This window comes from Clostridium beijerinckii, from assembly GCA_003129525.1.
Lineage (GTDB): Bacteria > Bacillota > Clostridia > Clostridiales > Clostridiaceae > Clostridium > Clostridium beijerinckii_D.
Map to the genome: position 1 here is coordinate 1,921,681 of CP029329.1, position 24,941 is coordinate 1,946,621.

At 32.3% G+C, this 24,941-nt stretch carries 22 protein-coding genes and 3 pseudogenes; 22 read left to right on the forward strand and 3 right to left on the reverse strand.

Going from position 1 to position 24,941, the window contains the following annotated elements:
• The first annotated feature begins 108 nt into the window (after positions 1–108).
• A complete protein-coding gene (locus tag DIC82_08480; protein ID AWK51049.1) occupies positions 109–1,278 on the forward strand; it encodes an alcohol dehydrogenase in 1,170 nt (389 codons plus the stop codon).
• Positions 1,279–1,435: 157 nt separating this feature from the next.
• Here the strand turns inward: DIC82_08480 and DIC82_08485 are convergent, their stop codons facing one another.
• Positions 1,436–3,130 carry a DDE transposase gene (locus DIC82_08485; protein AWK51050.1) on the reverse strand — a complete coding sequence of 565 codons (1,695 nt, stop codon included), beginning with the start codon at positions 3,128–3,130 and terminating at the stop codon, positions 1,436–1,438.
• 159 nt (positions 3,131–3,289) lie between these two features.
• Between DIC82_08485 and DIC82_08490 the strand changes: the two genes are divergently transcribed.
• The 14 genes and pseudogenes from DIC82_08490 (at position 3,290) to DIC82_08555 (ending at position 16,010) form a co-directional block, all read left to right on the forward strand.
• A complete protein-coding gene (locus DIC82_08490) occupies positions 3,290–4,192 on the forward strand; it encodes a LysR family transcriptional regulator (GenBank protein AWK51051.1) in 903 nt (300 codons plus the stop codon).
• 390 nt (positions 4,193–4,582) lie between these two features.
• Entirely contained in the window at positions 4,583–5,257 is a 675-nt protein-coding gene (locus tag DIC82_08495) for a flavodoxin (protein ID AWK51052.1), read from the forward strand.
• A 220-nt stretch (positions 5,258–5,477) separates the two neighbouring features.
• Positions 5,478–5,580, forward strand: a pseudogene (locus DIC82_08500) (LysR family transcriptional regulator).
• A 195-nt stretch (positions 5,581–5,775) separates the two neighbouring features.
• On the forward strand, positions 5,776–6,945 hold the full coding sequence (locus DIC82_08505; GenBank protein AWK51053.1) for an NADH-dependent alcohol dehydrogenase: 1,170 nt from the start codon (positions 5,776–5,778) through the stop codon (positions 6,943–6,945).
• A 233-nt stretch (positions 6,946–7,178) separates the two neighbouring features.
• Positions 7,179–7,709 carry an NADPH-dependent FMN reductase gene (locus DIC82_08510; GenBank protein ID AWK51054.1) on the forward strand — a complete coding sequence of 177 codons (531 nt, stop codon included), beginning with the start codon at positions 7,179–7,181 and terminating at the stop codon, positions 7,707–7,709.
• 83 nt (positions 7,710–7,792) lie between these two features.
• Positions 7,793–9,010 carry an MFS transporter gene (locus DIC82_08515; protein ID AWK51055.1) on the forward strand — a complete coding sequence of 406 codons (1,218 nt, stop codon included), beginning with the start codon at positions 7,793–7,795 and terminating at the stop codon, positions 9,008–9,010.
• 109 nt (positions 9,011–9,119) lie between these two features.
• Positions 9,120–10,109: an aldo/keto reductase gene (locus DIC82_08520; GenBank protein AWK51056.1), complete on the forward strand. Its 990-nt coding sequence runs from the start codon at positions 9,120–9,122 to the stop codon at positions 10,107–10,109.
• Positions 10,110–10,298: 189 nt separating this feature from the next.
• Positions 10,299–10,931, forward strand: coding sequence for a flavodoxin family protein (locus DIC82_08525; GenBank protein ID AWK51057.1), 633 nt, complete (start codon positions 10,299–10,301; stop codon positions 10,929–10,931).
• 167 nt (positions 10,932–11,098) lie between these two features.
• On the forward strand, positions 11,099–11,764 hold the full coding sequence (locus tag DIC82_08530) for a flavodoxin (protein AWK51058.1): 666 nt from the start codon (positions 11,099–11,101) through the stop codon (positions 11,762–11,764).
• A 194-nt stretch (positions 11,765–11,958) separates the two neighbouring features.
• Positions 11,959–12,516, forward strand: coding sequence for an SAM-dependent methyltransferase (locus DIC82_08535; GenBank protein ID AWK51059.1), 558 nt, complete (start codon positions 11,959–11,961; stop codon positions 12,514–12,516).
• Positions 12,517–12,883: 367 nt separating this feature from the next.
• Positions 12,884–13,924, forward strand: a complete 1,041-nt coding sequence (locus DIC82_08540) for a ferredoxin (GenBank protein ID AWK51060.1) — start codon at positions 12,884–12,886, stop codon at positions 13,922–13,924.
• Complete coding sequence (locus DIC82_08545; protein AWK51061.1) at positions 13,917–14,819, forward strand: permease; 903 nt, start codon at positions 13,917–13,919, stop codon at positions 14,817–14,819. Before DIC82_08540 ends, DIC82_08545 begins: the two co-directional genes overlap by 8 nt.
• Positions 14,820–15,072: 253 nt before the next feature.
• Positions 15,073–15,255 (forward strand): hypothetical protein, encoded by a 183-nt coding sequence (locus DIC82_08550; protein ID AWK51062.1) that lies wholly within the window; start codon positions 15,073–15,075, stop codon positions 15,253–15,255.
• A gap of 125 nt (positions 15,256–15,380) precedes the next feature.
• The gene (locus tag DIC82_08555; protein AWK51063.1) at positions 15,381–16,010 is read left to right on the forward strand and encodes a hypothetical protein; all 630 of its coding nucleotides are present in this window, start codon (positions 15,381–15,383) and stop codon (positions 16,008–16,010) included.
• A gap of 137 nt (positions 16,011–16,147) precedes the next feature.
• Here the strand turns inward: DIC82_08555 and DIC82_08560 are convergent.
• Positions 16,148–16,318: pseudogene (locus DIC82_08560) on the reverse strand (IS30 family transposase).
• A gap of 309 nt (positions 16,319–16,627) precedes the next feature.
• On the opposite strand from DIC82_08560, the gene DIC82_08565 reads away from it, so the two are divergent.
• From DIC82_08565 to DIC82_08575, 3 genes are all read left to right on the forward strand, one after another.
• Positions 16,628–16,789, forward strand: coding sequence for a hypothetical protein (locus tag DIC82_08565; GenBank protein ID AWK53056.1), 162 nt, complete (start codon positions 16,628–16,630; stop codon positions 16,787–16,789).
• A 73-nt stretch (positions 16,790–16,862) separates the two neighbouring features.
• On the forward strand, positions 16,863–18,335 hold the full coding sequence (locus DIC82_08570) for an MFS transporter (GenBank protein ID AWK51064.1): 1,473 nt from the start codon (positions 16,863–16,865) through the stop codon (positions 18,333–18,335).
• 67 nt (positions 18,336–18,402) lie between these two features.
• Positions 18,403–18,669 (forward strand): hypothetical protein, encoded by a 267-nt coding sequence (locus DIC82_08575; GenBank protein AWK51065.1) that lies wholly within the window; start codon positions 18,403–18,405, stop codon positions 18,667–18,669.
• Here DIC82_08575 and DIC82_08580 read toward each other — a convergent pair.
• Positions 18,655–18,993 (reverse strand): annotated as a pseudogene (locus tag DIC82_08580) (XRE family transcriptional regulator). The gene DIC82_08575 and the pseudogene DIC82_08580 overlap by 15 nt on opposite strands.
• 1,816 nt (positions 18,994–20,809) lie before the next feature.
• Between DIC82_08580 and DIC82_08585 the strand changes: the two are divergent.
• The 4 genes from DIC82_08585 to DIC82_08600 all read left to right on the forward strand — a co-directional run bounded on the left by DIC82_08585 (position 20,810) and on the right by DIC82_08600 (position 24,837).
• Positions 20,810–21,859, forward strand: a complete 1,050-nt coding sequence (locus DIC82_08585; GenBank protein AWK51066.1) for a hypothetical protein — start codon at positions 20,810–20,812, stop codon at positions 21,857–21,859.
• A 318-nt stretch (positions 21,860–22,177) separates the two neighbouring features.
• On the forward strand, positions 22,178–22,930 hold the full coding sequence (locus DIC82_08590) for a hypothetical protein (GenBank protein ID AWK51067.1): 753 nt from the start codon (positions 22,178–22,180) through the stop codon (positions 22,928–22,930).
• A 400-nt stretch (positions 22,931–23,330) separates the two neighbouring features.
• The gene (locus DIC82_08595; protein ID AWK51068.1) at positions 23,331–23,519 is read left to right on the forward strand and encodes a hypothetical protein; all 189 of its coding nucleotides are present in this window, start codon (positions 23,331–23,333) and stop codon (positions 23,517–23,519) included.
• Between the two features lie 964 nt (positions 23,520–24,483).
• Positions 24,484–24,837: a hypothetical protein gene (locus DIC82_08600; GenBank protein ID AWK51069.1), complete on the forward strand. Its 354-nt coding sequence runs from the start codon at positions 24,484–24,486 to the stop codon at positions 24,835–24,837.
• Positions 24,838–24,941: the final 104 nt, after the last annotated feature.

Here is a 24,941-nt window from a genome sequence, read left to right on the forward strand (position 1 = left end):
AAAATTAAAATAAACTCTTGACTTAGAGTTGACTATCAAGTTTAAGATGATTATATCACATAGAAAAATATGTGTAAATTTTCAAAGTAAAATTTAGGAGGAAAAACTATGAGTTTTAATATGTATGTACCCACAAAAATTTTATTTGGAGCTGGAATGCTTAATCAGCTTCATGAACAACAATTACCAGGAAAAAAAGCAATGATTGTGATTTCTAATGGAAAATCTACAAGAGTAAATGGTTACTTAAGCCGTACAGAAGATGAGCTTAAGAAGGCTGGTGTAGTATCAGTTGTATTTGATAAGGTTGAGCCTAATCCAGTAAAGGACACAGTAATGGAAGGTGCTGCTTTTGCAAAAGAAAATGGTTGTGACTTTGTAGTGGCTCTAGGAGGCGGAAGCTGCATTGACTCTGCTAAAGCTATGGCAGTTATGGCAACAAATGAAGGAGATTTATGGGATTATATTGGAAGTGGAACAGGCAAAGGTCAACCTGTAACCAATAAGCCATTACCTATAGTAGCTATAAGCACAACTGCAGGAACAGGATCTGAAGCAGATGCAGGATGTGTAATAACAAAGCCTGAAACAAATGAAAAATTAGGATTAAAAACACCGCTTATTTTTCCGGTATTATGTATAGAAGATCCAGAGCTTATGATAAGTGTTCCAAAGAACTTTACTGCATATCAAGGATTTGATGCATTAAGTCATAGTTTAGAAGGTTATGTATCTAAATTTGCAAATCTTATGAGTGATATGTATGCAATTACTGCAATAGAAAATGCTGGCCGTTATCTTGCCCGTGCTGTTAAAGATGGTAATGATATAGAAGCTAGAGAACGTGTAGCGTTTGCAAATATTTTATCTGGAACTGTTATGTGTGTTGGAACAACTTCCAGCCAGCATTCACTTGAACATGCATTATCTGCGTATCATCCAAATCTTCCACATGGAGCAGGGCTTATAATGCTATGCCGTGCTTATTTTACCAATATCATCGAAAAGCATGTCTGTGATGAACGTTTCATACACATGGCAAAGGCAATGGGTATGGAAGATGCAAGTGATCCAATGGACTTTATTAAAGTACTAAATAAACTGTTAGAGGACTGTGGTGTGGCAGAGTTAAAGATGAGCGATTATGGAATTTCTCCAGATGAATTCCATAAGATGGCAGATAATGCAATGGGGCCAATGGGTGGTTTGTTTGCTTGTGACCGTGTACAACTGACTCGTGAAGATTGTATTTCTATTTACCAAAAATCTTATAAATAAGAGGACTGTAGTGACTGAATTTTTAGTTATACAAAATATTATAAATGAAATATTATAATAAGTCTTAGAGATAAAGTTCATTATAATGATCATTTGTTGCTATTTATGTTTCTAGCTTATAATTTGATTAAACCACAAAAACTATAAAGTATCGTGATTAGTTTGACAGCTTTGCTTCAAATTCTAAAAAATATAATTTAAAACAGTTAATTATTACAGCAACTATACATGCAATTATATTGAGAAAACACTCTATGCCACTTTCAAGAAACTGTTTTAACAGTTTCTTGAAGTTATAGGCTGCGATTTTAAATCCAACCCATAATTTTGAGCGCAATAATCCCCGGATAGGCATGGTATCAATTTTATATCTTCTCCTCAAAACAGAAGGAATACCTTCTATACCAGCCCTTTTATTTGCAAGCTTTATATACTCACTCTCGTGCATTTTTTCTCTTTGAGTAGCTGTATTATAAGCTTTTTCGCTAACTCTTATGGTATTAAATTTCTTTGATATTTTCTTTGGACATTGTGAATTTAAAGGACATTTTTCACATGTACTGGAGTCAAATTTGGCTGTATAAGATTTTGAACTATAATAAGACTCTACAGGTTCGACTCCGTTAGGACAACAACTTATTACATTTTTTTCGTCATCTACAATGAATTTTGAATAACTCAGTTTATCAGTAGATACTTTTCTGCCAACTAGTTGACTTGGAATCATTTCAATTCCTTGTTTTAAAGCATTTTTGGCTTTTTCTTGTTCATAGTAAGCACCATCAACTAGTAGTTTACAGTTTGAATTTTTATTTTGTGAAGCTAAATTAGCAATAACATCATCAGCAAATTTTGAATCGCTGTGAATATTTTGCTTAAGGTCATAGCCTGTTATAACACTGTTTTTATCATTAAATGATTCTTGTATATTAACAACATAACCAACGTTACCACCATATTTTTTTCTGTAGGTTGCATCTTTGTCAGTTGGATTTTGTAAACTAGTTGAAGTTATATCTTTTGAATCTTTAATAACTAAATTTTTTGCAGCATCTTCTGTAGTTTGGTCCTGAATAACTCTATTTAAAAGTTGAAACTCTTCTGTTGAAGTAACTATATCTCCAGCTTTCAGAGCGATATTGTATAGAATTTTAGAATGTTCGATTAAAATTGAAAGTTTTGAATCAGCCTTTAAATCTTGAGTTCTATATATAGTGTCATTTTTATGCCCCTTTTCAAGGTACGGTTTTAGTTCATCACTTATAATAGGTGGATTTATTATATTTAGAGCTTTAATAAGTCTGCTATTTATAGAATATACTAGCTCAATTCTACTTAATTTTTTGCATGATGAACTAACCATTAACGAATCCACTCTAACTTTTTTATTATCAACAGATAAATACTTAGCAATGCTTTCGGATAAAGCTTCAACTTCAGCTTTTATTAAGTCTTCATTAGTTGACGCTTCATATTCAACAAGTCTGTTTCTAAAATTTGTTAGAGTATTTATAGATACTGGTTGTGTTTCATAATTAGTTGTATTTAAAGCATATTGATATCTTACATCGAAATGAATAGAGCCGATAAGCTCTTCATCAGTCTGCTGAAATATTTCTTTTATAATTAGTAAGCCAAGAATAACATTAATAGGTGAATTAGGCCTTGAGGCTTTATTGCTATATAAAACCGAAAAACGCTCCTCATTTATTCGCGGAAAAATATGATCCTTAAATGCCTTAGCCCAACTTTTATTTAAAATATCTTGAAGGTATTTTGGCATTTGGTTGATTGGTTCAAATAATGAAGTTTGTTGAAGGTCATTTTTGCAAAACATAGTAATTCTCCTCATACGTTTAATTTTATAATGCTATTATATCATTAAATTCTAATTGGATGATATTTGTCAGCTTTTTGTGGTCTAATCATAATTTTATTTAAAACTGTTATCAGTATATAAGATTGCGGAAAGTTTGAATGAAAGATGAGTGGCAATGGAAGGATGTTTTTTATGTACAATAAACAGTTGGAAACTTTTATACAAGTAGCAGAGGCTGGGAGTTTTTCTAAAGCTGCTGAAATTTTATATATTACACCTACTGCGGTTACTAAACAAATGAATCTTTTAGAATCTAGTCTTGAATTACAATTGTTTGTAAGAACCCATCGGGGGCTTACATTAACAGAGGCAGGAAAATCTCTGTATACAGATGCAAAATATATCATTCAGTATTCAAAAGAATCTATTGATAGAGCAAAAAAAGCTATGGAGGAGAAAAATTTAAATACAATTAGGATTGGAACATCATTAATGACACCGAGCCGTCTTTTAATGGACTTATGGCCAAAGATTCATGAACTTTGTCCAGATTTGAAGGCTCAATTGGTCTCCTTTGAAAACACTCCTGAAAACGCAAGAGAAATTCTAATGCATCTTGGTCAGAACATCGATTTGGTGCCAGGAGTTTTTGATGGGGAATTTCTGAATCAGCGAAAATGTGAGGCACAGGAACTTTCAAGAAAGAAGATTTACTGTGCGGTATCCATACATCATAGGCTGGCTGTAAAAAGTAAGCTAACAATTCAAGATTTGTTTGGTGAAAACCTTATGCTAATTAGAAGAGGATGGAATAGTTATATTGATATTATGAGAGATGATATTTGGGAAAATTATCCTGATATCACAATAAAAGATTTCTCCTTTTATGATGTGAATGTATTCAATCAGTGTGAAAACAGCAATGATGTCTTAATGGTATTTGATTTTTGGGAGAATGTACATCCATTACTGAAAATTCTTCCAGTAGAATGGAACTATGAAATTCCATTTGGTTTACTGTATTCGCTAACTCCTTCTGAACATGTCAAATCATTTATACAGGCTGTTTCTCAGATTTTCGCATTAGAAGAATAAAAAATAAATCAAGTAAAAAATCCACGATTCAGTTTCGTGGATTTTTTTAAGTTACAACCTTTAGGTTCATTCTGAAGAACTTATTGAAACTTCTACTTATGAAATGATTTGGTTATAATATAATGGTAATAATAGTTAGTTCAAGAGATTAAAGGGGTGAGTTTAATGATTATTATTCATGCATTTCTTAATGTGAAACTTGAAAAACGTCAGGAATTTTTAGAGATTGCAAACCAAATGACCAACTGAAGGAGAAGATGGATGTATAGGCTTCAATTTCTATGAAAATTCTGCAGAGAAAGGTAAATTTGTTTTTATAGAAAAGTTTAAGGACTTACGTATATTTATAGTGATGATAAAGAAAATAGATGAAATATAAGCGAGGTATATATGAAAAATAAAAAAATAAGAATAGGCATACTAATTGCAGTATTGATTGTAGTAATAGCAGGTGCTGCATATAATTTTAGAGGTAGATTTGTATCTACAAGCGACAGTGTAAGCTACAAACCAGAGACACAGAAAGTACTAATTGCATACTTCTCACATGCAGATGTTGTTGGAGTAGATGCAGTATCATCTGCTAGCTTAGTTAAAAGTAATGGTGAGTCGAAAGGAAATACAGAAATAATTGCTGATACAATTGCTAAAAATATAAATGCAGATGTTTTTAAAATTGTAACAGAAGAAGCATATCCATCAGATTATAATAGCACTGTTGATCTTGCAAAAAAAGAACAGAATGAAAATGCAAGGCCGACTTTGAAGAATAAGATTGATAATATTAAGGATTACGACATCATTATGCTGGGTTATCCAACCTGGTGGAGTACAATGCCCATGGCGGTAAAGACCTTCATTGAAGAATATGATTTGTCAGGAAAATCAATTATTCCATTCTGTACTCATGAGGGAAGTGGACTTGGAAATAGCGTACTGGATTTAAAAAATGAATGTCCGAATTCAAATATTGTAAAAGGTTTAGCAATACGTGGCGGTAGTGTAAGTAGCGATAGCGCAAAAAATGATGTTTCAGAATGGTTAAAGGAAATAGGAATGAAGTAGATTCTAAAATATAGTAAAGGCAGATATTTAATTTTGTAACTTGAACCCATTGAGAATCCAAACTCTGATTAAGGTAAGGAATGGGAGTCAGAAACTATAGCTGGATTAACTGCATTGATCACATCCGATTATGATTCGTCAAAGGAATGTAAAATGATGGTTTCAATCGCGGATTATGGTGGATTATTCTTCTCTGTGGTGCGGATACAACGGGTGTAAATATGATGTGAATGTATTAAATCAGTGTGAAAACAGCAATGATGTATTAATGGATCGACATCTGGGAGAATGTAGGCCCATTGTTGAAAATTCTTCCTGTAGAATGAAATTATGAAATTCCCTTTGAATTACTTAAGTTAAAAATCCACGATGCTTCGTGGATTTTTTTTTTGAATTGAGTTACAACCTTTAGGTTGATACTGGAGAACTTATTGAAACTTCTGTTTATTATTTGATTTACTTATAATAAAACTGTAAAGAGAGATGATTAAACAAGAATGGAGTGCGTTAAATAAAATATGAATAATTTTATTTTTGAGAATACGACAAAAATTTATTTTGGACGAGGTTGTGTAAAAGAATATCTTGCAAGTGCTCTTTCAGATTATGGCCATAATGTGATGTTTGCCTATGGTGGTGAGGCTATTAAGCAAAACGAAATCTATGGGGAAGTTATGGAGATACTCAATATGGTTGGAAAGAACGTCATTGAGTTTTCAAATATTATGCCTAATCCGACTTACGAAAAGGTATTGGAGGGGGCAGCACTTGCAAAAGAAAATGCTGTAGATTTTATCCTTGGTGTGGGTGGTGGGGCTGTTATGGATTGCTGTAAGGCTATTTCTATGGCGGTTGTTTCAACAGAGGATGTATGGAATAAGTATTGGTCAAAGATGAGTGTTATAGATTTTGAACCACTACCTCTTGGTGTAATTGTAACAGTTGCTGGCACAGGCAGTGAGATGAACGGCTGTGCAACAATCACTAATGAAAAGTATAAAGTGAAAACAGGTCGCGATTATCCGAAATGTAATCCAAAGTTTGCTATGATTGACCCAGAATATACATACAGTATATCAACGGATGAGATGGTGTCTGGTGGGTTCGGTACCTTAAGTCATATAATGGAGACTTATTTCAGCGAACCCAATGAAGATAATGTTTCCTATGATATTTCAGAGGCGCTGATGCGAAGTGTTATCCGCAATCTGCGCACAGCAATCAAAAATCCAAAAGATTATACGGCTCGAAGTAATCTGATGTGGGCATGTACTATGGCCGAGAATCGTATCATCAAGCTGGGAAAGAAGATAACTTTTGAAGTTCATAATATTGGAAATCAGCTGGATGCTTATACAAACTGCAACCATGACTGCGGTTTAGCGGTCATAGACCCGGTTTATTATCGACATATCTATTCCTACCACCCTTATAAGTTTGCTCGCTTTGCTCGAAATATTTGGAACATTAAAGCAGAAGGAAAGACAGAAGATGAACTAGCAAGAGCAGGCATTGAGGCACTTTCTGATTTCATAAAAGAAATTGGATTGCCTACAACACTTCGTGAGCTTAGTAATATTGATAATGACATGCTAAAGCAGATTGCGAACTCTTGCAAAATCTCTGCAGAAAGTAATAAGAAGATGACAAACCAAGAAATATTGAAAATCTTAGAAGAATGCTATTGATAAAGTAAATTCACATGTACTATTAGTACTGTCGTTGGTTTCAACCGGCGGCCAATTCTGTAAAAAATGGATATGCTTTATCCTGTAACAGTATAGTATATACTGCAAAGGAGAATTGGAAATCACTTTATTTAACAAAGTATTTATACAATTTAACTTTGTATAAATATTCAGCTAATAAATGGTTATAGGTTGCCTTGATCAACCTAAATGTATTATATAAGGAGAAATCAATGAAAAAAGTATTAGTTTTATCAGGAAGCCCAAGAAAGGGAGGCAATTCAGACACTTTATGTGATCAGTTTATAAAGGGTGCAAAGGAATCAGGTAATTTTGTGACTAAGATTTATATAAGGGATTGTAAAATTGGAAGTTGTAATGCCTGTTATGCCTGTAAAACAAGTAGTATCTGCGTACAGAAGGATGACATGACTAATATCCTCCAGCAGATGATAGATTCAGATATCATCGTTTTAGCTACACCTGTATATTTTTATTCTATGGATGGTCAGATGAAAACAATGATAGATCGTACATTGCCACGCTATACAGAAATTAGGGGTAAAGATTTTTACTTTATTGCAACTGCAGCTGCAGGTAAGAGTTCCATGGAGCGTACTATCGATAGTTTACGTGGATTTACAGATTGTCTTCCAACGTCTCATGTAAAAGGTGTAATTTATGGAGCAGGTGCTTGGCAGCTTGGAGATATTCAAGGCAGCAAATCAATGCAGGAAGCATATATAACAGGAAAAAATGCTTAAGGATATGCAAAGATTTTAGAAATAAGCATCACTTATATACCAAAGTTATGAATTAACAAAAGTAGAGGAGAATGTAGAATATAATGAACAAAGAAATAAACAACAATTGGAAAATTTATATGCTGACTATTATCTGCTTCGTGGTTGGAACGACACAATTCAGCATAGTTGGAATGTTAGATAAAATTGCTGAATCTGTAGGTGTATCTGTATCAACAGCTGGTCAGCTTGTCACTGTATATTCGCTAAGTAATGCAATAGGAACGCCTCTTGTCGTTGTGGCGATATCTAAAATGAATCAGCGCAAGCAACTGCTGCTGGCTCTTGCCATAATATTATTAGGAATCAGTTGTATACTTGTGCTGCCGGGCTTTGCATCTCTGATGACTGCGCGAGTTATACTTGGCGTTGGGACAGGTGTCTTTATAGTTAATGCTTATGGAATGGCTGCGAAATTAGCTGCTCCCGGACGTCAAGGCAGCGCTATGTCAAATGTTGCAATGGGTTTTAGTTCATCCCTTGTATTTGGAGTACCGCTAGGAAGAATGGTATCAGGGGCATATGGGTGGAAGGCAATCTTTTGGATTATTGCAGTTATCTGTTTGTTTGCACTATTTGTTATTAAGCAATCAATACCAGCACTTGAAGGAGATGCTTCAGTACCTCTTAATAAAAGATTTGCTCTTTTAAAGAATCCTAGAATAGCATTTATGCTTAGCGTAACAGTATTTGTATTTATCTGTTTTTCTATTATTGATACATATATTACTCCATTTCTTACAGCAGCTATGCCGATGATGGAAAATAAAATAAGTATTGTTCTTATGATTTTAGGTGTTGGAAGCTTAATTGGTTCAAAAACTGGAGGTTTCTTGGCTGATAGAATTGGAATTAATCGTACAATACTTGGTGCTATTGCTATTCAAATTATTACCCTTGTGTTAGTGTCTTTATTAGGTTTAGGTTGGTCAATGGGCACTATAATATTACTTATGATTTGGGAGATAGCTTGTTGGACATTTGGACCAACACAAAATTTCAACCTAGTGTCACTTGCACCTGAAGTTTCGTCAATTGCTCTTAGTCTTAACAGTACCTTTGTACAGATTGGGTTCTCCTTGGGGGCAGTCATTGGGGGAATCGTTGTAGGAGGATGGTCTGTAATGTCAATTACATGGATTGGTGCAGCAGCAGCGGTTATAGCCATATTTGTCTTCAGTTTTGCCCGTTCATTATCAAGTTCTGATGATGAAATAAGCAAGGAAAAACAATTTGAGGAAGAAGAATATAGCATAGGATAATTTGAATATAGTATGCACAGCAATAAATAAGCTTATGTTAATTACAATAATTGCAATGTGTATCTTTGTAACAAATTATATTGATGTAAAGTGAAAGGAAGATTTGAAGATGGAAAAGAGAAAATTAGGAAGAAGTGGATTAGAGGTATCTAGTATTGGTCTTGGCTGTATGGGAATGAGTTATGGATATGGAACAGTTTCAGATAAAAAAGAAATGATATCACTAATTCATAAGGCAATTGAAATGGGAATTACCCTGTTTGATACAGCAGAGGTTTATGGACCATATATAAATGAAGAATTACTTGGCGAGGCATTAAAGCCTTATAGGGAGAAAGTTATTATAAGTACTAAATGTGGAATAAAGATTGTGGATGGAAAACAGGTTCTAGATGGAAGACCGGAAGTAATCAGGGAATCAGTGGAGGGATCATTGAAGAGATTGAAAACGGATGTGATTGACTTATACTATTTACATCGTGTTGACACCAATGTCCCTATAGAAGCAGTAGCAGATACTATGAAGGAATTAATAAAGGAAGGTAAGATAAAACATTGGGGGCTTTCAGAAGCTGGAATTAACACAATTAAAAAGGCACATGAAATCTGCCCGCTAACAGCAGTGGAAAGTGAATATTCTATGATGTGGAGAAAGCCAGAAGAAGAACTATTTCCGCTTTTAGAAGAACTAGGAATTGGATTTATGCCATTTGCACCACTAGGAAAAGGATTTTTAACGGGTGCCTTCAATGAAAATACTGAGTTTATTAAGGGTGACCTTCGTAGTCAACTTCCAAGATTCTCATCAGAAAATATGGAAGCAAATCAGGTTTTAATTGATTTGATTTATAAGGTCGCTAAAGAAAAAAGTGCTACACCTGCTCAAATAGCTTTAGCATGGGTATTAGCACAAAAATCTTGGATTGCTCCAATACCAGGTACAACAAAAATTCATCGTTTAGAGGAGAATGCAGGAGCAACAAAAATCACTTTAACCTATGAGGATCTCAGCAAATTAAATGATGCATTATCAAAAATTACTGTAGTTGGAGAGCGTTACCCAGTGGGATCAGATATGGCTAAAAGAGCTGGAAAATAAAAAATAGGATAAAAATATGATAAAAAAATAGAAAAGTGCTTGACTGAGAGTATACTCTCAGTAGTAAGCTGATTCTAAAATGAAATTTTTTTAAAGTGAGTTGATTCAAAATTCATCGTTAAAATAAAAAATAAGTAAAAGTTATAAATTTATAGTAAATCATTTAATAAAAGAAATGGAGAGATAAAAATGAAAGTATTATTAGTGAATGGAAGCCCACATCAAAAAGGATGTACTTATACTGCATTAACAGAAGTTGCAGAAACATTAAATAAGGATGGAATTGAAACAGAGATTTTCTGGATTGGCAATAAAGCTTTAAATGGATGCATAGCCTGCAAGGTATGTGTTACTAAGAAAAAATGTACATTTGATGATAAAGTAAATGAATTCCTTGATATAGCTGCAGACTATGACGGATATATCTTTGGAACACCAGTGCATTTTGCAGCAGCAGGAGGCGCGATAACAGCGTTTTTAGACAGGGTATTTTATGCAGATTTAAACGGTGGCAGACAGTCATTTTATTTAAAACCTGCAGCATGTGTTATATCAGCAAGAAGAGCAGGAACAACTGCAACTTATGATCAATTAAATAAATATTTTGGGTTAATGCAGATGCCAATTGTTTCATCACAGTATTGGAATATGGTTCACGGTGCTACTCCTGAGCAAGTAAAACAGGATATAGAAGGACTTCAGACTATGAGAACTCTAGGAAGAAATATGGCATTTTTCTTAAAATGTAAGGAAACTGGTCTTAAGAATGGTGTAAAGATGCCAGAGAGAGAAACTGGCGTATTTACCAACTTTATAAGATAATGATTAACCTATCATCTGGGGCATATATAGAATAGTTAAAAATGCAGGTAATGTGATAGAACCAATTGAAATGCTGTTTGACAGTGACAATTTGTTGCCATTCATAATACCTGCACTTCTATTTAATTAAAATCCCTACAAATAATTAAATAAGGAGAAAAATAATTATGAAAAAGATTCTATTGACTATACTATGTTTCATGATGTTACTCTTTTCTGTAGGTTGTGGAAGTAATAGTAATAATTCTTCTTCTGCTGGTCAGGAAAAAGTTACTTCTTTAAATGGAACAGAGGCTGGTAATGATATTTCTAGTGCAAGTGATACGTCAAATTCAAATGGATCTAAGTTAGCAAAGAGTAATAATGGAACAAAAAGGATTCTAATCGCATATTTTTCACAAACTGGAACTACAGAAAAAGCTGCTAAAAGAATACAGGAATTTACTAATGGTGATATTTTTGAAATTAAAACTGTTACACCATACCCTAATGAATATAAGGAATTAAGTGATGTTGCTAAAAAGGAAAAGGAAGATAACGCTAGACCTAAGTTAGCAACGAAAGTAGAAAATATAGATAATTATGATGTGATTTTTGTTGGTTATCCAATCTGGTGGCATACAGCACCAATGGCAATAGATACATTTCTTGAATCTTACAATTTATCAGGTAAAACAGTTGTTCCTTTCTGTACCAGTTCATCAAGTGATATTAAAGAAAGTATGGAAGCAATCAACAGCCTTTGTCCAAAGTCAAACATATTGGAAGGATTAAGGGCGGACGATCCTAATGACATTGAACCATGGTTGAAGAAAATAGATATTATTAAATAAACTGAGTGATAGGATTAAGAAAATAAATACAATAATACTATTACTTTTAAGTAGTTTTAATACTTTTGAACTAGATCTAACAATTAATTAGTGAAAACGTTCAAGTGGACAATTTCTAATAATTAAGCTATGAAGTAAAGATTAATTGTTTTTGATATAAAGCATGATATCAAGTATAAATTAAGGGGGACAAAATGGAAATACTATCATTTATAAAACAATATATTACAAAGCCTAGAACAGTTGGAGCGATACTTCCAAGCTCAAAATATCTTGCAAATAAGATGATTGAAGATATTGATTTTAAGAGTGCAAGATATATTGTGGAATATGGTTCTGGTACAGGCGTGTTTACTGAAAAAATAGTAAAAGGAAGAAAAAAGAATACCCAAATTCTGCTTTTTGAAAGCAACAAAGAGTTTTGCGATTTACTTAAAGAAAAATACAAAGATGAATCTGATATTTATGTTATTAATGATTCAGCTGAATACATTGGGAAATACATGAAAGAATATGATATTCCGTGGATAGATTATATTGTCTCAGGACTTCCGTTTGCAAGTTTACCCAATGATTTATCTTCAAATATTTTGAAAGAAACACAAAAGCATTTAAAGGAAGACGGCAAATTTATCACTTTTCAGTACACTTTATTAAAGAAAGATTTTATTAAAAAATATTTTAATAAGGTAAGTGTAAAAAGGGAAGTAAGGAATGTACCACCTGCATATGTGCTTTGCTGTAGTATCTAATTTGATGTTAATTAGTGAATTACGTATACATTCAAATCTAAAATAGATGGAGGATAGATACTAGTTATAAATGAATTGGCGCAGGAAATGTATTAAATGCACTATGAGTAGTATAAAATATTTTGTTGATTCGTTGGTAATTAAATAAGACAAGTGTAGAAAGAGGGGATTCATATAGATATAAAAGATTGATTTATTAAAGATAAGTATAGAAAAGATATCTAAACCTTAATAATGTAATTCCATTCTAAAAAATTTATAAAACAAGAGAAGAAAGTAATTGGGGAACTTAACGAAAATTTGCTTTATATTATTAAGCAATGTTATTGGAGTATAAAAGTTTTAGAAGAAAAGGAAGGTTGTAAATATGAAAAGATATTCATTATGGAAGAAGATTGTAGTTGGGATTTCGGCAGTATCGCTCGTGGCAGGTGGGGTATTGACAGCGTGCTCTAGTGAAAGTAAATCCTCAGCTATAGTGAAAAGTTCAGAAACCACAAAAACAGAGGTAGTAAGCAGCAATCCTAAGGCATCTGGTGGTTCTTCAGTAGTATATATGACAAAGGACATCAGTCCAAAAGGGTTAGAAGCAGTCTATGAAGCTCTTGGACGTAAAGCAACAGGAAAGGTAGCAGTCAAGCTTTCCACTGGTGAACCCGGAGGAAACTATTATTTATCACCAGACTTAATTAAGGATTTAGTACAGTCAGTAAATGGAACCATAGTAGAATGTAATACAGCCTATGATGGGGGTAGAGCAAGTACAGAAATGCACAAGCAGGTTGCAAAAGACCATGGTTTTACTGCTATTGCAAATGTAGACATCATGGATGAAGATGGTTCTATGAGTATACCTGTCAAAGATGGAGTGAGGCTTAAGGAAGATTTAGTAGGATCACATCTAGCAAATTATGATTTTGTTATGGTTTTATCCCATTTTAAGGGACATGTTATGGGCGGTTTTGGAGGTTCAATTAAAAATATATCTATTGGTATAGGCTCAAGAGAAGGTAAGAGTTTGATTCATACGGCAGGAGCTAGCCATACTTCTCCATGGGGAGGAGAACAAGATCCATTTCTTGAATCCATGGCAGAAGCAGGAAAGGCAGTTTCGGATTATGAAGGTAATGGTACAAAAATGCTTTATATCAGTGTTATGAACAATATATCTATCGACTGTGACTGCAGTAGTAATCCAGCAAAACCTGAGATAGCTGATATTGGAATTTTGGCGTCTTTAGATCCTGTGGCCCTTGATCAAGCATGCGTTGATCTTGCATTAGCAGCACCTGGCAGCGAGTCGCTTAAAAAGAGAATTGAAGACAGGCATGGAATTCATACATTGGAGCATGCAGAAGAAATAGGCCTTGGAAGCAGGCAGTATAAATTGGAGAGTATTGATGGCTGATATATTATATAGAGAGTTTGTATATTTCTGGTATTACTTCACATTACAATTTAAACAGATATTTGGATACTGGATATTGGGAATAGTTATAGGTTCCTTAGTGTCTGTATTTCTAAAAAATAAAATACATGGAATGATGGCTTTACTGAATGGGAAAAAGATGGGGATTATTGGGATAATCCCTGCTGCAGCACTTGGAATATTATCCCCACTCTGTATGTATGGAACGATTCCTATAGTTGCATCTTTTTCGAAAAATGGTGAGCGTGAAGACTGGATTGCTGCGTTTATGATGAGCTCCGTTCTTTTAAACCCACAACTATTCTTTTATTCTTTAGCATTAGGCAAACAAATAGCAATGTTACGCCTTATTGTATCTTTTCTAGGTGGTATTTTTGCAGGAATTCTGGTAAGGGTATTTTTTAAGAATAAATCTTTTTGTAAATTTAATGAATTTGATATGCCAAAGAATCGTGACACGGATCCAAATCCTGCTATGAGATTTCTTAAGAACATCTGGCGAAATGTTAATATTACTTTACCTTATTTCCTTTTAGGAATTATTTTAACTGCATTATATCAAAGATATGTTCCAAATGAATGGATTATTAATCTATTTGGATCTAATCATGGATTTGGTACACTTATGGCTGCTGCGCTTGGGATACCACTTTATATGTGTGGTGGAGGAACAATACCTATTATATATGCATGGCTTGGAACGGGAATGAGTAAAGGAAGTGCAGTTGCCTTTATGATAGCAGGTCCTGCAACCAAGATAACAAATCTCGGTGCTTTAAAGATTGTTCTTGGCATGAAAAATTTTGTTATTTACATTGTCTTTTCTATTTTATTTGCCACACTTTCGGGGATTATTGTTAATATGATGTTTTAGCTGATCTACGAAATATTTATATTTTTAATCATTTTTAAGGTTTTAGAAAAGATAAATATAAATGACAAATGTTGAATGAAACTTAGGTTTGGATGGAGTTTACTAAGTGTCCTTTGAAGGTAAATCTCCATCTGAAAGTTAATTAACTTATTCTTTTCCTTTCAGGGGGATATTTAGTTCAAGTCAAAGATTCGATTAACAAGATTAATATTCATATAACTTAACAGAACTAAGATAAATTTTAGGAGAAAATATGAAAGAAAGTGAAAAAATTAAAAATATGAGAAGCGAACTTAATGATATGCTTAATAGTAAGAATTTATTAGATAATGAAGTTCTTGTTTTAAGCCAGAAGATAGATTTAGAAATTGTGAATTATATGCGAAGACAAAAAGATATTTTGATTAGAAAATACTTGCAGCCGGATGATAAATAGGTAATAGGAAAAGTGTGTTTATGCTGATATATATATAGTTTATTGAATATTTTATTCAAAGGAAGCAAAAGTGTTTTTTTACTTAAAGTGTCAATATAAATTGTAGATAAAAAGGAGAACTGAAATTGGATAAGTTATTTAAATGTATTGTGTTTATATTTTGGGCTGCAATATTGTTAATATTTTTTAAGTATGAATTATACAATAATGGTACTGATAAAATTATAAAATTCTTAAATACATATAAAGAATATAGTGAACTATTATTTCTAATAATTGCATCACTAAGAATTTTTACTTTGATTCCATGCACTGTTTTTATAATTATCGGAGGAGTTTTGTTTAATCCGTTGGAAGCTTTTATTTTAACAGCGATTGCGAATTTAATTAGTGAAGTTTTATTATTTTTCTTTGTTAAACTCACTTTTGGTATGAGCTATCAAAATAAAATAATAAAAAAGTACCCTAAAATATACAACATGGTAAAAAAGAATAGTGTACAAATTCTAGCATTAGGTGTTTCATCGCCTGTTGTGCCCAGTGATATAGTTTGTTTCTTTTCTGTATTAACAGAGATTACTCTAATTAAGTATATTTTAACAATACTTATAGCTGATACCCCGATAATTCTGTTGTATACATTTTTAGGAGTAAGTATAAGATACTCTATATTTGTATTCATTGTTATGTTAATAGCCTTAATTCTAGTAAATTCTATTAATATTAAAAAATGGAATAATCAAATAAGTGAATGAAAATAAGCGTTAAGTGAAAAAGTAAATTCTTTATTTTGAGAACTATTGAAAATGCAAGATTTAAGTCACCTTAGTTACCTTTTACGGGGCAAAAAGGCATCTAGAATGGAGTGCAAAACTAAATTCCACATGCCGCTCTTGTGCAACAAAAGCATTAGGGACAACTTAAACGGGGTGCAGCCGTTTAAGCTGTCCCTTGCTTCGATGTTAATATGATTTGTTAAAATAGTTGTATCTTTATGTGTATATGAATCTAGGCTACGTCCTCTTGGGATTACATATCGTATGTGTATTCATGATTTTTTCAATCATAATGCGTTGAGTTGTTGTTAGATGTTTATAATCATAATTCTTATTCAATATAATTACCTCCAATAATCTTAGAGGAATCCACTTTCACATAAGTTGTATGGAAAAAATAGTGCAAAACTAAAATCATGAATGACTAAATAAGTATTGCAATCGAGAAATTGCTTTTTCATTTTAGGTTAAATATTAAATTTAATACTTGACTTGGAGTTCACTTCAAGTGATAGGGTATATATAGATAAAGAAGCATAAATAAGAATCAGAGGGAGGAATAAAACAAGTAAGCAGGTCTTAAAAATGGTGTGAAAATGCCAGAAAGTGAAGCAGGTACACCAGATGAGGTGGCTGAAGTAGCAGCATTACTTATGAGTGAGCGTGGTGCATTTATTTCTGGCAGCGATTTTCTAATGGACGGTGGTGTGACAGCATCATACCGGTATGGAGATTTATCACCAAAGAATAACAAATAGATTCTCAAGATGTATGTTTTAATTGAACATGTCAATATCTTGCAATTGAAATACAAGAAGGAGTTTTCTAAAGATGAGTAAGAAAGGAACTTTGATTGTAACACTAGCACTGTTATTGTCAAATGCAATGGCAGGTTTAGATGGAACAATTGTGAATACAGCATTACCAGCAATCATAAGTGATTTACATGCAATTCAATACATGGGTTGGATAGTAGCTGTTTTTTTATTGGGAATGGCAGTAGTAACTCCACTCTGGAGTAAATTAGGAGAACGTATCGGAAACAAAAGAACATATCAAATAGCCACATTATTATTTGCAATTGGTTCAATATTTCAAGCATTATCAAGTGATATTATCTTTTTCCTCATTGCAAGAACCATCATGGGAATAGGAGCAGGTGGAATGAATACTATCCCTTTTATCATTTATGCAGATTTGTATACAGACTTAAGAAAGAGGGCGAAGGTTATTGGGTATGCTACAGCAAGCTTTAGTGCAGCGGCTATTATTGGGCCTTTAATTGGCGGATGGATAGTTGATACTTTTAGTTGGCATTGGGTATTTTATATTAATGTCCCAATTGCATTAATCTCGATACTAAGTGTTCAATTTTTCTTTAAAGAGCCTAAAAGAATTTCTACAGGTAAAAAAGTAGATTATTTAGGTGCTGGGATTATGATAATCAGTTTAGTAACACTTTTGACAGGAATTCAAATGATAGAGACAGCTTCACTAAGTATGGTTACTATTTTAATTATTGTTGGTCTAATTCTCTTAATAGTACTATTTAAGGTTGAAGAGAAGGCTGCTGATCCTATAATTCCTAATAGACTTTTTAAAAATGGTCCATTAGTAGTTGATTTCATATTGTTTGCTCTTTTATGGGGAGCATTTGTTGCTTTTAATATTTACATACCAATGTGGGCACAAGGATTACTAGGCGTTAGTGCTTTAATTGGAGGGGTGACTCAAATTCCAGGTTCCATTACAAATTTTTTTGGTTCAGTAGTTGGACCAGCCATAAAACCAGAATTGGGTAAATACCGTACCGTTGCTTTAGGAACTTTAGCTTTTATAATCTCTTTCGGAATTATGGCATCAGCTGGAATAACTATACCAATGTGGGTTTTATTAATAGCGGGAGCATTTGAAGGCTTTGGTCTAGGTTTAAGTTTTAACATTTTACAAATTAGTGTACAAGAGGATGCGGAAAAGCGAGATATTCCTATTGCTACATCATTTGCATATCTTTTACGTATTTTGAGTCAAACATTTATGTCATCAATATATGGAGTAATTTTAAATAATGCTTTAAATAAAGGTGTGGCTGAAACTAATGGAGAAGTTACTATTGCAATGTTAAATAAATTAAATGATTCTCAAAGTGCAGGTGATTTACCTAAAAATTTATTACCACTTATGAAACAGATTATGTATGGTGGTTTACACAATATCATGTTAGTTGCATTAATTTTGTTAATGGTCGCTCTAGTTTTTAATATTGGATTACAATTAAAAATACAAAAATCAGAAATGGTTTAATGTTATAGCATAAAGCATATTACATATAAGTGGAATAGTGTATTTATTTAAATTGAGGTTTTCTGGTGTGTGGAGGTGTGATGAAATCATACTGGAATGGAGAGTATTGGCAGCCCTCAGAATAAAACATGAAAGTTTTAAATTATTAGGTGGCTCTTATGACAGTAAGGCATTATCTGACGAGGGAAAAGAAACTTCTAATAGGAGTTTCTTTTTTATTCTTTTAGGAAATTATAATCAAGTCAAATATGTGGACATTGTGACCCCTGAGGTTATAAGTTCAACTAAGATTCAGATGGGGAGCAAACCCCATCTGAAATCAAGTTTCACTTGATTTTATGCATCTAATAAATTCCATTTCTAAAACTGTATCTATAGTATGTTTACCAAGATAATCTAAAGATCTATATTTATTTAAAGTATTTATTTCATCATCAGATAGATGAATTTCTTGTTTTTATTTCCATCCCATTAAATAAGTAGGGGTTGTACCTAAAATATCTGAAAGCTTTTCAACTTTTTCAAAAGGGACATTTGATATTACACCACTTTCATATCTTTGAAGTGTTGGTTTGCTTATGCCTAATTTATTTGAAACTTATTCTAATGTAAGATTTAATTCTAAACGCCTAGTCTTAATATTTTCTTTAAAGCTCATTTTATCACCCTTTAACATTATAATGATTTAATTATATCACCAAAATTCAAGGAAGATATTAATATACTTCAAGCATAAGTGTTGGTGCGATTCAAAGTACCTCTACAGTTAAATCTATACACTTCGCATATAGTGCATTCAGCTTGAACTAATTAATATCTTTAGATTAAATTCGCTATGCTCAAGATTAATGTTTCTCTCATCAGGTGTATGGGATGGGCTTAATGTTTTTTAAACTCTAAGAGCAGGAAACAATCAATATGTCATACTCTTTCGCCCTGCTCCAGAGTATGACATTGATACTTTCCTTTAGTGAATGTTCCTGGTGTAGTTAGAGCCTTCAAGGCAAGCTTCAAGGCTAAAGTTAATGTTTCTCTCATCCAAAGGAAGCTAATTACAAGCTATCTTCATAAATTGTGCTAATTATAAAAATTGAAATTTAGATAGCTTATACTTAGCGTTGAATGTGTTTGACTGCGGCAGCAAGGAAGTAATAGGCTACGCCTATAAATTATAACTCGCTACGCTCACACAAAAGGAAGGCTTGAAGCTACGCTCCAAGTTCTATTACAAAAAATAGATGTTTGGTGACCGATGCTATACGTTTGGTGTTCAATTATCTATATTCTGTGAACGATATTAATTTAATGTTTTTCTTTACAGCATTATAAATATAAGTTGGTTTGTATTCTGGTATACGTAATTTTTAAAGGACAGGCTTTTTTCTTCTTTATCTTAATAGAATAGTTCTATTTGAAATCAGAAATTGATGTTAATCACAATTTTTTGCACACTCAAAGTATAGAGTCAGTTTGTTTAGGTGCTCCCTTTCGGGATTGCGTGGTTGCATCCACATTTTGTGGATTGTGGCGTATCCGCGGTCGGTGTAGTCCGGGGGCTTGTACTAGCAATCAAGATTGCAGGTACATCTTGTATAAGCTAGCGGCTTGTCCCATCTGCGATTGGGACAGGCTACTAGCTTACACAAGAGCGCCCCAAGATAGCCAGTACACTTCGAGAAATAAATCGTTGTTGCGAGAATGTCCAAGCTAAAATAATTAAGGCTTATGGTAAATTCGAGTTGTGTATGTTTTGAAAGTATATGAAATGTATAGTTTTATGCTTTATATTTCAGCTAGAACACTTGCGCAAAACTTTATTTCTCTAAATGTACAGGCTATCTGTCAGAGATTGTGTTTTTATGAAGCACAAGGCTTATTTTAGGTATATAGCTGATTTAGGTGCATGGGGGAGTTCTGGAATTTGAGATAGAAGGTCAGTAAACTGACAAGGGAAGGGCGCCTTGGACATGCCATCATCATGCTATTAGTAAGTTTAGTGAAGGATGATGGCATGCCCACAATGTACAGGCTTACCTGCTAGTCCTTTTTAGTGATGGCGTTATTTCCGCTTCATAAATCCAATCAATAAAAATAATTAAATCTTATATTACAGGGAAATTATTTTTATTGATACGATTTCTTCAGCTCCAATAACACTCATCACTAAAAAGGACAGGCAGAAAAGCCAGTACATTGACGGCGCCCCTTTGCTCAAAACGAAAGATTGTGTATAGGAAAGTTTTGTAAACAAAATCATATTGGATATAAAAATAAATGATGTTACTACATAGTTTGCAAGAGAATATGGTAGCAAATTAAAGAAAGTGTTCTTTTGAAAATTGAATAGTGTGATTTTTACAGAATATGCTATAATTTATTCAAGAAAGTATACTGTAGCGAAATAGAAGATCATTGAAAGGGTTAATATATAAGTTATATATATAAAAGCATGGTAAAAGGAGTGGAAGAAAATAATGGTATTGTCATTAGAGCACGTGTTTGAATTTTTAATAAAAGATTTATTCATGTATTATGGATATGCTGTAGAAAATGAAAATACAATAATCAAAAATAGTAAAAGCCATAGAGCTGATTTAATTATTTCAAGTAACAAATCTGAAAAATGTATTGTTGAAATAAAAATGTATATAACAAGAAAAGCAGATTATGGAATACTGAAACAAGCAGCATTGCAGTTGAAATTCTATGGTGAGATATACAATATTAAGAGGCAATTGCTAATTGTAGGGTCTCCAATAGATGAGAAGTTAAAAGTAAATTTAGAAGAGGAATTTCAAATAAAAATCTATGATAGCAAGAATTTAATGTTTCTATCTAAAGTAGATGATAGTCTATATATGAGATTTAAAGGGATAATGAGCAATACCTTGGATGGAATTTATATACCTGAAGAGATGAGTGAAACGAAAATTGAAACATTATTTGAAGAGAGAAAAGAGCGGAAAACTAATATTGTGTATAAGAGATCAGGAGAAGGAGAAGAGTTTTTACGAGAACTTGATAATATAAAGCCCGGTAGAGAAGATTTCTTAAAATATGAAAAAAAGTGCACAGATATTTTGAAATATCTTTTTTTAGAAAACTTGAATGGTTGGAACGAGCAATTAAGAACAGATGATGAGCTTAATCGTTTTGATTTAATATGTAGAGTAAAGCAGGGAAATGAGTTTTGGGAACTTTTAATAAATGAATTTAAATCGAGATATGTAGTGTTTGAATTTAAGAATTATGCTAAACAAATTAATCAGACTCAAATTTACACGACCGAAAAATATTTATTTCAAACTGCTTTAAGGAATGTAGGATTTATAATTTCAAGAGAAGGTGCGAGTGTAAATGCAGTTAAATCTGCAAAAGGTATTTTGAGGGAAACTGGAAAATTAATAGTGAATTTAACTAGTAATGATTTGAGGAAAATGTTAGAAATGAAGGATTCTGGTAATGAACCTTCAGATTATTTGTTTAGCATAGTAGACAAATTTCTATTAGAGTTAGAAAAATAAATAATAGATATAAATATATCATTATTCAGAAATGGATTTGATAATTTCTTACTCACAATACAATTTTATGATTGATGAAAGCAGTATTACATATGATCTTGTTTTTTTAGAACTAGGTATAAATATTCTAGAGAAAATACATATTTTAGTGTACAGTTTGGGGTGTAAGTTTAAAACATATGAATATATGAACTTGGTAAGTTTTATAACTTAACTTTTCCAAAGCCTGTATTTAGTGATATAATGAGTAATTAGTAAATAAAATTGTGTACAAGTAAGTATGCGATTTAGAAAGTTGTGATACATATGAGTCTTCTTATGTCAGGAGTTATGGATAGTGCACTGTCAGATATTATGATTACTGGAGCAAAAGGGTTAAAGAAGAGGCCTAAAGAAAGAAAAATTGCTTTGATTTTATCTGGTATATGTATGATATTGGCAATTGCTGGTCTGGCGTTGAATGAATTTTTTTTCAGAAATAATAGTATGGCTTCAGGATTCCTTATTATACTAGTCCCTTCTGCTTTGACTTGTTTAGTTTCTATTATGTCTTATTTGGTTGATGATTCAAGAACTTTTGTTGAAGAATTGGCAAAATTTGCTGAAGAGCGAGAGGAACTAAATGAAAAGATAAAAAAAGAAAATAATGTTATGGATGTTATTAAGGTTAATTTGAACCAATTGAATGAATACTACACTATAAATAAGGTACAAGCTAGGAGAAGTTATTCGTTTAGTATAACTATGATAGTTACTGGTTTTATCGTACTAATTGCAGGTATTGTTCTTTGCTTTTATGGGAAATTAGGGTTAAATATCACTATATTATCAAGTCTATCAGGTTTGATTGGAGAATTTATTGGTGCAACTTCTTTGTTGCTATATAAAGAAAGTACAAAGCAAATACAATTGTTTTTTGATAAGTTGTCATATTTACAACATATTATGCTTTCAGTAGAATTGGCTGAAAGATTAGATGATAGCAAAAAACAAGAGCAAATTTCAGTAATTATATCCTCACTTATAGAAAATAAAACTAAGTCATTGAGTATAAGTAATAAAGATAAATGAATAAAAGTACTGCATTTTTACAGTGAATTTACGGTACTATTTTTCTACATAATAGTAAATTTAAGTGTAGATAATGCAAATTGTATTCCAAAGATAATATTTTTTACTATGTCACATGATTGACATGTTTATCCTGTACTATAAGGAGTATAAAGTAGTTAAAACATTATTTACCCCTTATTAAATATAGTTATTAACCAGTTTTAAGAATGATCTATTAATCCCCTAATAGGTCATTCTTTTTTTACGTAGAATTATACTAGATTTATGGTATAGGCTAATACCAATAAGGAAATTTTAGACAAGCTCTATACTATAGAATAGGTTGTAATAGATGTATTTTACTGAATAGAAGAATAGTATATAATCTTAGTTTTAATGATAGAGCTTATCTAAAATATTGTTTTTTGGGGCAGCAATTATACCAATAGAAAATAAATATAGTAAAGGGGTCGCTGCGCTCACCCTTGACAATATTTATTTTCTATGGAGCTTGGTATTTGCCAAAAAAACATCAGAGGCTTGTCCCATAATTTTGGTAGTTAATTCTGCAGGTTGTGTAGATTTGGAATTTTCAGTTTTGGTTTAGGTGAATATTTGATTATAGTAATGATTAATATTAAGATAGTATTTGACATGAAGCAAGTATATGTGAGTGGAGAGGTAGGACCTCTCCAGTATTATTTAAATTCCAGTTGTTTTGGTTGTGTTTCAAGAAAATGTTCATATTTCTCTTGATAATAGATAACAACTTTTCTTTGTGCTTCATATGGTAAGGTGCTTAAAAGGTAATCATATTGTGCTCTTGAAGTGAAACCTTCACTTTTTTTTAGCCATGTTGTGTATGTCATGTGATTGGATCCTTTCTTATGCTAATATTTATATTATTCTTGAGCTTAGAAGAGGAATGGGAATAGTGCCCCTAATCCCATTGAGTTTGCAAATATTTTAGAAAATATTGATATTTTTCACGATAATATAAGTTTGTATTTTTAGCATCTTCTTTTGACATAATGGACAACCAATAGTGGTATTGAGCATATGAATTAAAAGTTTCTTTAGTATTAAGCCATTTAGTAAATGAAAATTTTCTCATGTGTTTCTCAAATCCTTTCTGTATTTCCTTATTAATCTTTATATTATAAGTATGCCCAAAATACGAACGAATATTCTATATTGCTTGTACCTAAATGTATAAGTTTTAATATAGAGAAATGTATAAAATTTCAAATATTGGACACAATATTTGACAGAGAAGGAGTGAGGAAATGATGGAGAATAAGCAGAAACCAAGAATTATAAAACCACCAATAAAGCAAGTCCATTTGGAATGTGATATGGCATTATATAAGAAGTTCGAAGCATATTGTCATAGAAATGGAAAGAGCGTAAGTGCTTCATTAAGAGCATATATAAAAATGTGTGTTGACGAATAAAGAGAATGTTTAAAGTACCTAAGAGAAGGTACTTTTTTTGTACAGAAAAATGTATTAAAATTCTAGAAATGGGCAAAATATAAATAGGGGGGAGGGAATGAAAGGAAGGTTGTACAAATGGATAGAAGAAAATATCAAACTAAGACATTAATTGCAGAATATCATTATTTAACAGAGCTTGAGGAGTTTAGATTTTCTGAATTTGCTTACAGATTGAAAGATGATTCAATAGTTATTGAATATGATGGAAAGCCCCTTAGTCTATATGGTTTAAAATTGGGTTTTAGTAAGAATGTAGGCAGAAAAGGAATTTATAATATTTCAAATTGTGAGTATGAATCATGGAAAGTTGTTGCAAAAATGCGAGATAACAGTTCTTTCATTGATTGGGAAAAAGAAATGAATGAACAATTTGAGGATGAACATGAAAACGTGCTAAAGTGCGTTGGTGAAAATGAATTACCATATTAAATACATAGGGGGCGAAAGCCCCCAAAGAGTAAAGATTCATGAATATATGATTATAAAGATAGGATGGTACAAATGAGATATATTAATATAAATCTAAAAATTAT

Bases quoted from the DNA above. Each gene is read 5' to 3' on its own strand.
- DIC82_08480 (AWK51049.1), top strand. From the start codon at position 109: ATGAGTTTTAATATGTATGTACCCACAAAAATTTTATTTGGAGCTGGA.
- DIC82_08485 (AWK51050.1), bottom strand. From the start codon at position 3,130: ATGAGGAGAATTACTATGTTTTGCAAAAATGACCTTCAACAAACTTCA.
- DIC82_08490 (AWK51051.1), top strand. From the start codon at position 3,290: ATGTACAATAAACAGTTGGAAACTTTTATACAAGTAGCAGAGGCTGGG.
- DIC82_08495 (AWK51052.1), top strand. From the start codon at position 4,583: ATGAAAAATAAAAAAATAAGAATAGGCATACTAATTGCAGTATTGATT.
- DIC82_08505 (AWK51053.1), top strand. From the start codon at position 5,776: ATGAATAATTTTATTTTTGAGAATACGACAAAAATTTATTTTGGACGA.
- DIC82_08510 (AWK51054.1), top strand. From the start codon at position 7,179: ATGAAAAAAGTATTAGTTTTATCAGGAAGCCCAAGAAAGGGAGGCAAT.
- DIC82_08515 (AWK51055.1), top strand. From the start codon at position 7,793: ATGAACAAAGAAATAAACAACAATTGGAAAATTTATATGCTGACTATT.
- DIC82_08520 (AWK51056.1), top strand. From the start codon at position 9,120: ATGGAAAAGAGAAAATTAGGAAGAAGTGGATTAGAGGTATCTAGTATT.
- DIC82_08525 (AWK51057.1), top strand. From the start codon at position 10,299: ATGAAAGTATTATTAGTGAATGGAAGCCCACATCAAAAAGGATGTACT.
- DIC82_08530 (AWK51058.1), top strand. From the start codon at position 11,099: ATGAAAAAGATTCTATTGACTATACTATGTTTCATGATGTTACTCTTT.
- DIC82_08535 (AWK51059.1), top strand. From the start codon at position 11,959: ATGGAAATACTATCATTTATAAAACAATATATTACAAAGCCTAGAACA.
- DIC82_08540 (AWK51060.1), top strand. From the start codon at position 12,884: ATGAAAAGATATTCATTATGGAAGAAGATTGTAGTTGGGATTTCGGCA.
- DIC82_08545 (AWK51061.1), top strand. From the start codon at position 13,917: ATGGCTGATATATTATATAGAGAGTTTGTATATTTCTGGTATTACTTC.
- DIC82_08550 (AWK51062.1), top strand. From the start codon at position 15,073: ATGAAAGAAAGTGAAAAAATTAAAAATATGAGAAGCGAACTTAATGAT.
- DIC82_08565 (AWK53056.1), top strand. From the start codon at position 16,628: ATGCCAGAAAGTGAAGCAGGTACACCAGATGAGGTGGCTGAAGTAGCA.
- DIC82_08570 (AWK51064.1), top strand. From the start codon at position 16,863: ATGAGTAAGAAAGGAACTTTGATTGTAACACTAGCACTGTTATTGTCA.
- DIC82_08585 (AWK51066.1), top strand. From the start codon at position 20,810: ATGGTATTGTCATTAGAGCACGTGTTTGAATTTTTAATAAAAGATTTA.
- DIC82_08590 (AWK51067.1), top strand. From the start codon at position 22,178: ATGTCAGGAGTTATGGATAGTGCACTGTCAGATATTATGATTACTGGA.
- DIC82_08600 (AWK51069.1), top strand. From the start codon at position 24,484: ATGGATAGAAGAAAATATCAAACTAAGACATTAATTGCAGAATATCAT.